The sequence below is a fragment of the Bradyrhizobium sp. CCBAU 25360 genome (genome assembly GCF_028128695.1).
GTDB lineage: Bacteria > Pseudomonadota > Alphaproteobacteria > Rhizobiales > Xanthobacteraceae > Bradyrhizobium > Bradyrhizobium ottawaense.
Window position 1 is genome coordinate 454,785 of sequence record NZ_LBJA01000042.1, and the last position, 11,859, is coordinate 466,643.

General features: G+C 63.7%; 12 protein-coding genes. 10 read left to right on the plus strand and 2 right to left on the minus strand.

Going from position 1 to position 11,859, the window contains the following annotated elements; translation table 11 throughout:
• Positions 1-79: 79 nt before the first annotated feature.
• The 7 genes from XH81_RS26165 to XH81_RS26195 are packed head-to-tail and all read left to right on the plus strand — an operon-like array spanning position 80 to position 7,043.
• Positions 80-952: an ABC transporter permease subunit gene (locus XH81_RS26165; protein WP_028142504.1), complete on the plus strand. Its 873-nt coding sequence runs from the start codon at positions 80-82 to the stop codon at positions 950-952.
• 14 nt (positions 953-966) lie between these two features.
• Positions 967-2,031, plus strand: a complete 1,065-nt coding sequence (locus tag XH81_RS26170; protein ID WP_028142505.1) for a branched-chain amino acid ABC transporter permease — start codon at positions 967-969, stop codon at positions 2,029-2,031.
• Positions 2,031-2,747, plus strand: a complete 717-nt coding sequence (locus XH81_RS26175; protein WP_028142506.1) for an ABC transporter ATP-binding protein — start codon at positions 2,031-2,033, stop codon at positions 2,745-2,747. The genes XH81_RS26170 and XH81_RS26175 overlap by 1 nt, the downstream gene beginning before the upstream one ends.
• Positions 2,740-3,468 carry an ABC transporter ATP-binding protein gene (locus tag XH81_RS26180; RefSeq protein ID WP_038947972.1) on the plus strand — a complete coding sequence of 243 codons (729 nt, stop codon included), beginning with the start codon at positions 2,740-2,742 and terminating at the stop codon, positions 3,466-3,468. Before XH81_RS26175 ends, XH81_RS26180 begins: the two co-directional genes overlap by 8 nt.
• Before the next feature lie 31 nt (positions 3,469-3,499).
• Positions 3,500-4,489: an acetamidase/formamidase family protein gene (locus XH81_RS26185; protein ID WP_028142508.1), complete on the plus strand. Its 990-nt coding sequence runs from the start codon at positions 3,500-3,502 to the stop codon at positions 4,487-4,489.
• Positions 4,490-4,505: 16 nt separating this feature from the next.
• Positions 4,506-6,245: a nitrilase-related carbon-nitrogen hydrolase gene (locus tag XH81_RS26190; RefSeq protein WP_028142509.1), complete on the plus strand. Its 1,740-nt coding sequence runs from the start codon at positions 4,506-4,508 to the stop codon at positions 6,243-6,245.
• Between the two features lie 36 nt (positions 6,246-6,281).
• Positions 6,282-7,043: an SDR family NAD(P)-dependent oxidoreductase gene (locus XH81_RS26195; RefSeq protein WP_028142510.1), complete on the plus strand. Its 762-nt coding sequence runs from the start codon at positions 6,282-6,284 to the stop codon at positions 7,041-7,043.
• A gap of 112 nt (positions 7,044-7,155) precedes the next feature.
• Here the strand turns inward: XH81_RS26195 and XH81_RS26200 are convergent, their stop codons facing one another.
• Both XH81_RS26200 and XH81_RS26205 read right to left on the minus strand, forming a co-directional pair.
• Positions 7,156-7,578 carry a hypothetical protein gene (locus XH81_RS26200; RefSeq protein ID WP_028142511.1) on the minus strand — a complete coding sequence of 141 codons (423 nt, stop codon included), beginning with the start codon at positions 7,576-7,578 and terminating at the stop codon, positions 7,156-7,158.
• A 205-nt stretch (positions 7,579-7,783) separates the two neighbouring features.
• Positions 7,784-8,029, minus strand: a complete 246-nt coding sequence (locus XH81_RS26205) for a hypothetical protein (RefSeq protein ID WP_028142512.1) — start codon at positions 8,027-8,029, stop codon at positions 7,784-7,786.
• 496 nt (positions 8,030-8,525) lie between these two features.
• Here XH81_RS26205 and XH81_RS26210 point away from each other — a divergent pair, with 496 nt between their 5' ends.
• From XH81_RS26210 to XH81_RS26220, 3 genes are all read left to right on the plus strand, one after another.
• Entirely contained in the window at positions 8,526-9,206 is a 681-nt protein-coding gene (locus XH81_RS26210; RefSeq protein ID WP_028142513.1) for a response regulator transcription factor, read from the plus strand.
• Positions 9,207-9,262: 56 nt separating this feature from the next.
• Complete coding sequence (locus tag XH81_RS26215; RefSeq protein ID WP_080670185.1) at positions 9,263-10,729, plus strand: sensor histidine kinase; 1,467 nt, start codon at positions 9,263-9,265, stop codon at positions 10,727-10,729.
• A gap of 93 nt (positions 10,730-10,822) precedes the next feature.
• Positions 10,823-11,815, plus strand: coding sequence for an RNA polymerase factor sigma-32 (locus tag XH81_RS26220; protein WP_080670186.1), 993 nt, complete (start codon positions 10,823-10,825; stop codon positions 11,813-11,815).
• The last annotated feature ends 44 nt before the right edge of the window (positions 11,816-11,859 follow it).

Here is an 11,859-nt window from a genome sequence, read left to right on the forward strand (position 1 = left end):
CCCGGCGTTCCCGGAACGCCGGGGCAACCCCAAACATCTGCGACGGCAGTCTCGCGCCTTCCCACATTCTGGTTGTTTCATGGACCTTGCGACCCTCGTCTTCTCTGCGCTTTATCAATTCGGCGACGCTTTCGCGTTCCTGGTGCTCTCGGCCTGTGGGCTCGCGGTGATCTTCGGCATGATGGGCGTGATCAACCTCGCCCATGGCGAGTTCATCATGTGCGGCGCCTATGTGACGGCCGCCACCGTGCATGCCGGCCTGCCGTTGCCGCTCGGAATCCTCGCCGGCACCATCGTGTCGGCGTTGGTCGGCGTCGTGGTGGAGCTGGTGGTCATCCGCCATCTCTACGACCGGCCGCTCGACACCATCGTCGCCACCTGGGGCCTCAGCCTGATCGCGACGCAAGGCACGCTGATCATGGTCGGTTCGACCATGGCGGGCGTCGGCACCCCGTTCGGCAGCTTTCAGGTCGGCGACTACTCCTATTCGATCTATCGCATCGTGCTGTTTTGCGCCGCGCTCGGTGTGCTGGCGGGGCTTTATGCCCTGTTCAACTGGACGCGCTTCGGCGTGCTGGCGCGTGCCACCATCCAGGTGCCGCACATGGCCGCGGCGCTCGGTGTCGATACGCGTTTGATCTATAGCCTCACCTTCGCCTGCGGCGCGGGGCTCGCCGGACTTGCCGGCGGCCTTTACGCGCCGACCATGACGCTGGTGCCGACCATGGGAGCAACCTTCATCATGGAAGCGTTCGTCACCGTGGTGATCGGCGGCGCCGACGTGTTCCTCGGCACGGCGCCTGCCGGCGGCCTGCTTGCGATCGTTAAGTCGGGGATGACGTCCTGGCAGGGGCAGCTGTTCGGCCAGATCGGCCTCCTGGTCGCGGTGATCATCGTCGTCCGGGTGCTGCCGAAGGGCATTTCCGGCTTCGTGCTGCGCGAGCGCACCTGACGGGGGATGGCGTCGTGACCGGTTTTCTCTCGTTGTTTCGCCGTCTCGAAGGACCGCAGACCGTCGGTCGCGGCCCGGCCTTCTGGGGCTTGTTCGCCGTCGTGCTCGCTGTCGCGCTGGCGTATCCGCTGGTGAGCGACGGCTACACCGTCGGCAACACGGTTTACTTCTTCGTCTGGGTCTTCATCGCTCTCAGCCTGTGCCTGATCTGGGGGTATGGCGGCTCGCTGTCCTTCGGCCAGACCGCCTTTTTCGGGATTGCGGGCTACGGCTATGGCATCCTCACCATCAATTTCGGCTCGGCCTATGGCTTCACGCTGGTGGCGCTGGTGGTAGCCGTCGCGATCGCTGCGCTGTTCGCGATCCTGCTCGGCTATTTCATGTTCTTCGGCCGCATCGCCGGTGTCTTCCTCGGCATCGTTACGCTCGCCGTGACGTTGATGCTGGAGCGATTCATGGCCCAGACCGCAGGGCCGGAGTGGCGTATCGGCAGTGCGCGACTGAACGGCTTCAACGGCATGAGCGCGATGCCGCCTTTGACCATCCCTTGGCCGGGTGAGCCGATCGTGCTGTTCGCGGATGTCGGCCTCTATTACTTCGTGCTCGGTCTTCTGATCTTCGTCTATCTGGGCCTGCGCATTCTGATGAACTCGTCGTTCGGCAACGTCATTGTCGCCATCCGGGAGAACCCGGAACGGGCGGAGATGCTCGGCTACGACGTCCGCAAATACCAGCTCATCACCTTCGTCATCGGTGCGGCGCTCGCAGGGCTTTCCGGCGTGCTCTACACGGTGTGGGGACAGTACATCACGCCCTCGAGCATGGGCATGACGGCGGCGGCGTTGCCGCTGATCTGGGTCGCCGTCGGGGGCCGCAGCGATCTGACGTCGACCGTGATCGGCACGCTGATGGTGCTGGCCGCGTTCCAGGCGCTCACGATCTATGGCAGCCAATATGCGCTGGTCTTCATGGGCGTGTTGCTGGTGCTCACGGTGCTGATCGCCCCGAACGGCCTCGTGCTCGGTGCGATGAACTGGCTCGGCAAGCTCGCCGCCCGCCTGACGCAGAGGGCCGGCTGATGTCGCTGCTCGAATTGCGCAAGCTGAACAAGCATTTCGGCGGGTTGCATGTCACCAACGCGGTCGACCTCACGCTTCAGACCGGCGAAATCCATTGCCTGATCGGCCCGAACGGCGCCGGCAAGAGCACGTTGTTCCGTCTGATTCTGGGTGAGCATCATCCCGGCAGCGGCGAAATTCTCTTCGCCGGGGAGAACATCACCTCTCTGAAATCCTTTGCGCGAATTCATCGCGGCCTCTCGGTCAAGTTCCAGGTGCCCGGCGTATTCAAGGGTCTGTCGGTCCGCCAGAACCTCGAGATCGCACTTCAGATCCGTCATCGCGGCGCCGAGCTCGAAGCGGAGATCGACCGGCTGCTCGCCTTCCTCGGGCTCGGGTCCGAGCAGGCCCAGACTGCCGGCAATCTCAGCCATGGCCAGAAGCAATGGCTCGAGATCGGCATGGCGATCAGCCTGAAGCCGCGCCTGCTGCTGCTGGACGAGCCGACAGCCGGCATGTCGCCGGAGGAAACCCATCTGACCGGAGAAATGGTGCAGCGGCTCAATGCGGACGGCATGACGGTGCTCGCGATCGAGCACGACATGGCTTTCGTCCGCCAGGTCGCCCAGCGTGTCACGGTGCTGCATCTCGGCCAGGTCTTCGCGCAGGGATCGATCGACGAGATCGTGGCGGATGAACGCGTGGCGGCGATTTATCTGGGGCAGGCCCATGCTTGATGTGCCACGCAAGGAGGTCATCCTCTCGACGCTGGCCTTGCGCGCCGGCTATGGCGGCAAGCCCGTGCTCCAGGGCCTCGAGATCGAGGTGCGGGAGGGCGAGATCGTCGCTGTCATCGGGCGCAACGGCGTCGGCAAATCCACGTTGATGAAGAGCCTGATCGGGCTCGTGCCGGCGATGAGCGGTTCGGTCGTCTATCGCGGCGAAGCGGTGGAATCCCTGCCGGCGCACAAGCGGGCGCGCCTTGGCATGGGCTATGTGCCGCAGGGACGCGACGTATTTCCACGACTGACCGTCGGCGAGAACGTCGCGGTCGGCGCCGCGATCAAGGGCGGCGGCATTCCCGAAGCGGGTCGACGCAGGATTGTCGCGGCGTTTCCGATCCTCGCCGAACGCTGGCACCAGCGCGCCGGCACCATGTCCGGCGGCCAGCAGCAGCAACTCGCGATAGGACGAGTCTTGATCGCGAACCCCAATCTCATCCTGCTCGATGAACCGTCGGAAGGTATCCAGCCCAACATCGTCCAGGATATCGCGCGCAACATGGTCGAGCTCAACCGCAGCACGGGCGTGACCATCATTCTGGTCGAGCAGAACCTCGACATGATCCGCGCCATGGCGCAGCGCTGCTACGTCATGGACAAGGGCCGCATCGTCGCAAATCTCGATCGCGCAGCGCTCGACGACGAAGCGGAGATGCGGCGCCATCTCGCCGTTTGAACGCTGCCCTACGACAGAAGGAGAAAAGAAAATGTCCTGGCACAAAGATTCGATCATGGCTCGCAAGGGCGTGGCCAAGGGAGAGCGCGGCACCTCGTATACGATCACCGAAAGCGAGCAGGGCAAGTATCACTATGTCTACGGCCCCTACGTGAATCCGGTGCTGACCGTGGATCCTGGAGCGGTCGTCTCCGCCGAGACCCACGACGCCTTCGAGGGCGCCATCAAGCACGAAACCGACAGCCCGTCGAAGATTCTCAATTTTCCGTTCCTCAATCCGCAGAATGGACCGATCCACGTCAACGGCGCCGAGAAGGGCGACACGCTCGCGGTCTATATCGAGAGCATCGTGCCGCGCGGGCCGCAGCCGTGCGGCACCACCGTGGTCATGCCGGACTTCGGCGGCCTCGTCAGCACGGGGCAGACCGCGCTGCTCAACCCGGCGCTGCCAGAACGGGTCAAGAAGCTGGAGATCGACGCCAAGACCGGCACCAAATGGAACGACAAGATCACGTTGCCCTATGAGCCTTTCATCGGCACGATCGGAACGTCGCCGGAGATCGAGGCGATCTCCTCGCTCGTCCCCGATTATTACGGAGGCAACATGGACCTGCCGGACGTCGGCGTCGGCGCCATCGTCTATCTGCCGGTCAACACCAAGGGCGCGCTGCTCTATCTCGGCGACTGCCATGCCGCGCAGGGGGACGGCGAACTCTGCGGCGTCGCGATCGAGCATCCGACCGTGACCACGGTCCAGGTCGATCTCATCAAAGGCTGGACGATCGCCTGGCCACGGCTCGAGACCAAGGATTTCATCATGACCATCGGCTCGGCCCGGCCGATGGAGGATGCCGCGCGCATTGCCTATCGCGAGCTGTGCCGCTGGATGGCGGCGGACTACGGTTTCGAGGAGATCGACGCCTACATGCTGTTGACCCAGGCCGGACGGGTGCGTCTCGGCAACATGGTCGATCCGAAATACACGCTCGGCGCCTCCATCAAGAAATCCTATTTGCGCTAACGGGGGGATGTCGATCATGCCGTCCGTGCACAAGGTCGCCACTGTCCAGTTCGAGCCGACCATGTTCGAGAAGGAGCGCAACATCGCGCGCCTGCTCGAACTCTGCGAACAGGCAGCGGCGGCCGGCGCGAAGCTCATCGTCACGCCGGAAATGGGAACCACGGGCTATTGCTGGTTCAACCGGGCCGAGGTTCGGCCCTTTGTCGAGAAGGTTCCGGGGCCGACCACCGACCGCTTCGCGGCGCTGGCACGCAAGTACGACTGCTACCTCGTGGTCGGCATGCCCGAAGTCGACGAGGACGACATCTACTTCAACTCGGCCGTCTTGATCGGGCCCGATGGCATCGTCGGCCGCCATCGCAAGACCCATCCCTATATCTCGGAGCCAAAATGGGCGGCGGCTGGCGACCTGCACAACCAGGTCTTCGATACGCCGATCGGACGGATTGCACTCCTCATTTGCATGGACATCCATTTCGTGGAAACCGCGCGACTGATGGCGCTGGGGGGCGCGGATGTCATCTGCCATATCTCCAACTGGCTCGCGGAGCGGACGCCGGCGCCTTACTGGATCAGCCGGGCCTTCGAGAACGGTTGTTACGTGATCGAGAGCAACCGCTGGGGGCTGGAGCGCACCGTCCAGTTCAGCGGTGGGAGCTGCGTGATCGCGCCGGATGGCGAGGTGGTCACGGTCCTCGACAAGGGCGACGGGTTCGCTCTGGCCGAGATCGATCTCGACATGGCTCGTGCGCGCCGCGTGCTCGGTGAGCCGGTCTTCGTTCAGCGTCGGCCCGAGCTGTATCCGGAGTTGCTGACCGATACCTTTAGCTGGAATCCGCGCGCGTTCTTCGGGCTCTATGGTCACGAGCCCTGGCCTGACGGAATGCGCTCGCGCGTCAGCGTGGCCCAATTCGCACCTGGTGACAGCATTTCAGGAAATCTCGAGGCGATCGCGAATCTTGCCCGCCGGGCCAAGGCCGACGGTGCCAATCTCGTGGTATTCCCGGAACTCGCGGTCACCGGCCTGGCAGGTTCGGCGAAATCGGCCCAGCCGATACCGGGACCTGCCACGGACAGTCTGCACGCGCTCGCTGCGCAGCTCGAGATCTACATCGTTTGTGGAATAGCCGAACGCTCGGGCGATGCCGTTTACAACAGCGCCTGCCTGTTCACGCCGGATGGAAGGATCACGCGTTATCGCAAGACGCATTTGACGGAAGAGGAGCGGAGCTGGGCCACGGCTGGCGATGACTGGGCTGTCGTCGACACGCCTGTCGGGCGCATCGGCCTGCTGATCGGCCACGATGCGGCATTTCCGGAAGCGGGGAGGGTGCTCGCGCTTCGCGGTTGCGACGTCATCGCGTGCTGCGCAGCAGTCAAGGGCCCCTTTGGATCGCCACATGCGGGGACGGCGGTCCAGCAGTCGGCGCCGATTCCGACCGGCGCCGATCCGCATCATTGGCATCACTTCCGCGTCCGCGCCGGCGAGAACAATGTGTTTCTGGCGTTTGCCAATGTGTTCGATCCCGAACACGGCTATCCCGGCCTCAGCGGCGTCTTCGGCCCCGATACCTTCGAGTTTCCGCGCCGCGAGGCGATTGCAGCTGACGATACGGGCCTTGCCACGGCTCTGGTCGACACCACCAATCTCGACAGCGTTTATCCGACCAACGTCGTGCGCCGAAAGGATCTCGTTTCGATGCGGATGCCGCACAGCTATCGGGGATTGGTCAGGGCGGTGGCGAATAACCATTGAACGTGCGAGACTGCAGGAAAAGAAAAGGAACCGATCATGGATCTAGGACTTTCGGGCGCCAAGGTTCTCGTCACCGGCAGCACCAAGGGGATCGGTCGCGCGATCGCCGAGACCTTTGCGGCGGAGGGCGCGAATGTCGGCATTTGTGCGCGCAATCAGGCGGATGTCGACAGCACTGTTGCAGCGCTCAAGAGCAAAGGCGTGGCCGCCTTTGGTGCCTCGGTCGACGTTGCCGATGGTGCGGCGCTCAGGGCCTGGGTGGTCGACATGGCGACCAAACTGGACGGGATCGACGTCGTCGTGGCGAATGTGAGTGCGCTGGCTATCGGGCAGGACGATGAAAGCTGGGCGAGGGAATTTTCGACCGACATGATGGGCACGGTCCGGCTGGTGAATGCGGCCATGCCCTATCTCGAGAAGAGCGACGCCGGTGCGATCGTCGCCATATCGAGCGTTTCCGGGCGCGAGGTCGATTTCGCGGCCGGCCCCTACGGCACCTTCAAGGCCGCCATCATCCACTACACGCAAGGTCTCGCCAATCAGCTTGCACACAAGGGCATTCGCGCCAACACGGTCTCGCCGGGCAACACCTATTTCGAAGGCGGGGTCTGGAACACGATCAAGGACAACAATCCCGAGCTCTACAAGACGGCGCTTGCGCTCAATCCCACGGGCCGGATGGGGACCCCGCAGGAGATGGCCAACGCGGTCGTATTCCTCGCAAGTCGTGCCGCGAGCTTCATCACGGGAACGAACCTCGTCGTCGACGGTGCCCTGACGCGCGGTGTGCAGTTCTGAGGTGTCTCCGCCGCGTTGATCGCGGCGGTCGTCGCAAGGAATGTCAGGAGGCCCTCGGCCCGGATCGGCTCAGGCCAGATCCGGGCCGAAGGCAGGGGCCTGCGCTCGCAAATCAGCCGCAGCTCAGCGGCAACGGCGCGTTGGGATGCAGGTCGTACCAGTCGTAGCAGTCGGGATAGGCGCCGTAGAATCCATACGCGGACCGATAGCGACCATACTGATGCAGTGCTTGGTGACTGAGGCCTGTGCCGCGGGAGGCGATGTGATCGCCGAGACCGAGATGGCCTCCGTCAAAGCGCTGTCCGCCACCGAATGCCGCGGTCCCGCCGGGGTGGAATCCTCCGCCGAACCCGCCGGCATGGGCCATGCCGCCGAAATGCGCTCCCCCGCCAAAGCCCATATGTCCGCCGCCAAAGCCGCCGCCGCCAAAACCACCGTGGCCGCCTCCGCCACCGCCGCCGCGTGCCTCGGCCGCCCCGACGGTCAACGTCGAGGCAAGTGCCGCTGTGGCCAAAATCATCAATACTCGTTTCATGGGAGCACTCCTTTTCTATCAAGGTGCCCGGCGATCCCTGCAGTTCGCTTCAGCGTCGTGGTGTCGCCAAGCTTCGTGATGAAAGGAAGATAGGAACCGCGCTCGTCAATCCCACTAAATTCGGTTTCAGGAAGGCGAGGGCCGATCGGCAAGGTGATGCGGTCGGCCGACCGAGGTGCCCGGTCGGCCGCAAAAGCCGTAGCGATCAGAAGCTTCCGGTGCCCGGCTCACACGGGACGTTGTCGCCGGTCCACGGCGCCGTCGCAAATGCGCCAACACGCGGCGCCGGAACGCAGGCGCGACCATCCCGATAGAGGGATGCGTTCGATGCGGCCGGATTGGCTTCCATGGAGGACGGCCGCACGACGGCATGCCGTTCGCGTGCCATGACAGGTCCTCCCAGCATGGCGACTGCGATCAATCCGGTCGACAAGAGCTTGAGGGTAGACATTGTGGCTTCTCCTTTGATGACAGCAGGCAGACCAAGCCGGCTCCCCAAGGAGGTGCGGACGATCGCGACCCAACAAAATGCACGAATTGCTCACCGGAGTTCAACGGCCCGTGATCGCTATTCGCATGGCGGCGACGATCGTGCGAATCCGCAATGTTCGCCGCAGAATCCCATCCTTGCGCGTAACGACGGACCCATCGAGAACATATCTATGGTGCATCGCGAGTCCCGGACGGAGATGGGAGATGACCACGACCACAGCACACCTTTCTGCTCGCGCATCGTCGCTGGCCGGCCTCCCAGGCTTCCTGAATTGCAATTTAGTGGTGTTCCATCCTGAGCCGGACTATGTCCCCGCAGGGCGAGCGGTTCATCGCATGCAGGCTCAGCACGGCGCCTTCGGGCGCAATGGGCGTGGAATATGACGACAAGAGCCGCCGAACCCATGCTTCGTCGCCGCAGGCCGAAGCGCCTCCCAGGAGGTGGGACCGGGACAATGACGCGGATTCTTCTGATCGAGGACGACGCCGAGACCGCCGAGTCGGTCATCGCCGAGCTTGCGGATCGTGGCTTCGAGGTTCAGTGGTCGCCCGATGGCATCGATGGTCTCGATCGGGCGCGCTCGTCATGTCCAGATGCCTTGATCGTCGATCGCATGCTGCCCGGAATGGATGGGCTGACCGTCATCGAGGCGTTGCGCAAGGACGAGGTCGGAACGCCCGTCCTGGTGCTGAGCGCTCTCGGCGCGGTCGATGACCGGGTGCGCGGCTTGCGCATGGGAGGAGACGACTATCTCACCAAGCCGTTCGCGCTCATCGAGCTCGTCGCTCGCGTAGAGGCATTGCTGCGCCGTCCGACCGACAGTCGAGAAACCACACTGCGCGCCGGGCCGCTGGAGCTCGACCTGATCGACCGGACCGCGCGGCGCGGCGAGCGTGAGATCGATCTGCTGCCGCGCGAGTTCCGCCTGCTCGAATACATGATGCGTCGCAGCGACCAGCTGTTGACGCGTGCGATGCTGCTCGAGGAGGTTTGGAACTATAAATTCGTTCCTGCAACCACGAACCTGATCGACGTGCATATGGGCCGGCTCCGTCACAAGGTCGACGGCCCCGGGGAGATGCAACTCATCCATAACGTTCGAGGATCGGGATTCCTGCTGCGCGTGCGCCAATAGCTGCGGCGGTCACTCCCGAAATCGCGCAGCATGCACGACTATCGAGCGTCGAACCGATGCGCCAGTTCCACTTTATTCGTTCGAACACGTTTCTCTGGGCCTTGGCGGTGGCGGCGGCCTTTGCGCTGTTCGTGGTCGGGCTGTTCGCGTTCATCTATTGGAAGATCGATGACTATCTGATCGTCCGGTCGGATCGGATGATCACGACGCAGATCGACTTCCTGGCCAGGCTGCCTTCGGCCCGCCGTGTCAACGCGATCACCGATCACCTCGAACAGGACTCCAGGGGCGTGCAGTACGCGGGACTGTTCGACGTCGCCGGAGCCCGGCTTGCCGGCAACATCCAGCGCGTGCCGCAGGAGCTCGAGCTCGACGGGGTGGTGCAGGGGGTGCGGCTCGATCGCATCACGCAATCGACTGACCACGATCCGGTTGTCAGGGCGGCGGCCAGGCGCCTGGAGGGCGGAGCCATCCTGGTCATGGGGAGAAATGTCGATGAGACGCGCGAGATATCGAGTGTCGTGGGGCAGGCTCTCGCGCTCGGCCTGCTGCCGGCATTTTGCCTCTGCCTGCTGGCCGGAGCGTGCTTGAGCATCCGTGCCCAGAGGCGCGTGGAGGAAGTGAACCAGCGGGTCCGACGGATCGTGGCCGGTGATCTGCGCGAGCGTTTACCACAGGACAATGTGGATGATCCGTTCGCGCGGCTGGCCGGCATCGTCAATGGGATGCTCGACGAAATGGAGACGATGATCAACGCCCTGACTGGCGTCGGTAACGACATTGCTCATGATCTCAGGACACCGCTCACCCGTGCCCGGCTGGCGCTGGAGAGAGGCCGCACGCACGCGGCCACGCTGGAGCAACTCCATGAGGTCGTCGACAAGGCGGTCGCCGGGATCGATCAGTCGCTCGCAATCGTCACCGCGTTGCTGCGTTTGGCTGAGATCGAGAACAACCGCCGGATGGCCGGTTTCGGCGATGTCGCGCTCGACGAGATCCTGCGCGAGGTCTGCGACGTCTACGAGCCCATTGCCGAAGACAAGAACGTCGCGCTTGGCGTCGCCATCGATCGCAAGGTGCAGGTATGGGGCGATCGCGACCTGCTATTCGAGACGGTCGCCAATCTCGTGGACAATGCCGTCAAGTTCACGCCCGCGGGCGGAATGGTCAGGCTCGAGCTGGTGTCGACCGACAAGACCGCGTTCGTGCGCGTGAGCGATACCGGGCTTGGCATCAACGAGCAGGAACGTGAGGCCGTGCTGCGGCGCTTCTATCGTTCCGACAAGATGCGCCACACGCCCGGAGTAGGACTGGGACTGAGCCTGGTGGCTGCCATCGTCAAGCTTCACGGTTTCAGGCTGATCATTTACCCGCCCCCCGGAGGGAGGGTCGAGATCCTTGTCTCGACAGGAGCAAAGGGACCGCGCCCCAGCACCTCGAGATCGCGCGTCACGCGAGGCTTGACCGGACGTGACGTCGGCGGTGATGCGTGGCTCGCGAACGGGGAAAGTCGAGATGCCTGAAAACGAATTCAGGATTCTCAAGTCCAATTTAGTGGCAGCTCCGCGCGAAGGCCTCTTACGCTTACTCGCCAAGTTCGAGCGCGGGAGCAGCGGATGCAAACTCGTCACGTGATCGTGAGAAACAAGACCTCGACGTTCGGCCGAACTGCGTCGGCAAGCGCGGTCAATGCCTACGCAGCAGCCATCAGGCGATACGATCTGCTGCAGCCTGATCAGGAGCAGCGGCTGGCACGTCATTGGCAGGAAACGCGGGATCCTGACGCCGCCAACGTGCTCGTCACCAGTCACCTCCGCCTCGCAGCCAGGTTGGCGCGAGGTTACAGGGGATATGGCCTTCCGCTGGCTGATCTCATTGCTGAAGCAAATCTCGGGCTGGTGATCGCGGCATCCCGTTTCGAGGCCGACCGCGGCGCGCGGTTTTCCAGCTATGCAGTGTGGTGGGTCAAAGCAACCATTCACGAGTACATCCTGCGGTCCTGGTCACTGGTCCGCATCGGTACGACGACGGCCCAGAGGAAGCTGTTCTTCAGGCTCCGCAGCGAGATGAGGAGAGCGACAGGCGGTGAGATGGCGGGCCTCACGCTGGAGGCTGCCAGGATGATTGCCGGGAGGCTCGACGTTGCGACGCGCGACGTGATCGAGATGGACTCCCGCTTGAACGGCGACCTCTCGCTGAATGCGCGCGTTGGATGCGACGAGGAGGGAGCCGAGTGGCAGAGCTTGCTGGTTGACGATGCAATCGACGCCGAGACGGTCATCGCCGAGCAGGAACAGACAGAGCGTCGCACCAGCGCGTTGCGCCTGGCACTCGATGTCCTTACGGAGCGCGAGCGGCGCGTATTGGAGGCGAGGCGGCTGGCTGAGCACCCCCGCACACTCGAACAGCTTGGTCGTGAACTCTCCATCTCGAGCGAGCGGGTCCGGCAGATCGAGATCTGCGCATTCGCAAGGGTCAGACGGGCCGCGGTACTGGCGGCGCAGAATGCGGCGTGCGCTTTCGAATCGCGCGGACGCGTATCTCCCGCGCCGCGTGATTATTCTCGTGGCGTTACGGAATCCGCACCGGAAGAACTCACGTCTCTCTGAGCGATCGAGAACCGGTGATGGACGCGGCCGAGCGCAGTCGTTCC

Bases quoted from the DNA above. Each gene is read 5' to 3' on its own strand.
- XH81_RS26200 (WP_028142511.1), bottom strand. From the start codon at position 7,578: ATGAAACGAGTATTGATGATTTTGGCCACAGCGGCACTTGCCTCGACG.
- XH81_RS26190 (WP_028142509.1), top strand. From the start codon at position 4,506: ATGCCGTCCGTGCACAAGGTCGCCACTGTCCAGTTCGAGCCGACCATG.
- XH81_RS26165 (WP_028142504.1), top strand. From the start codon at position 80: ATGGACCTTGCGACCCTCGTCTTCTCTGCGCTTTATCAATTCGGCGAC.
- XH81_RS26205 (WP_028142512.1), bottom strand. From the start codon at position 8,029: ATGTCTACCCTCAAGCTCTTGTCGACCGGATTGATCGCAGTCGCCATG.
- XH81_RS26195 (WP_028142510.1), top strand. From the start codon at position 6,282: ATGGATCTAGGACTTTCGGGCGCCAAGGTTCTCGTCACCGGCAGCACC.
- XH81_RS26220 (WP_080670186.1), top strand. From the start codon at position 10,823: ATGCAAACTCGTCACGTGATCGTGAGAAACAAGACCTCGACGTTCGGC.
- XH81_RS26175 (WP_028142506.1), top strand. From the start codon at position 2,031: ATGTCGCTGCTCGAATTGCGCAAGCTGAACAAGCATTTCGGCGGGTTG.
- XH81_RS26215 (WP_080670185.1), top strand. From the start codon at position 9,263: ATGCGCCAGTTCCACTTTATTCGTTCGAACACGTTTCTCTGGGCCTTG.
- XH81_RS26185 (WP_028142508.1), top strand. From the start codon at position 3,500: ATGTCCTGGCACAAAGATTCGATCATGGCTCGCAAGGGCGTGGCCAAG.
- XH81_RS26180 (WP_038947972.1), top strand. From the start codon at position 2,740: ATGCTTGATGTGCCACGCAAGGAGGTCATCCTCTCGACGCTGGCCTTG.
- XH81_RS26210 (WP_028142513.1), top strand. From the start codon at position 8,526: ATGACGCGGATTCTTCTGATCGAGGACGACGCCGAGACCGCCGAGTCG.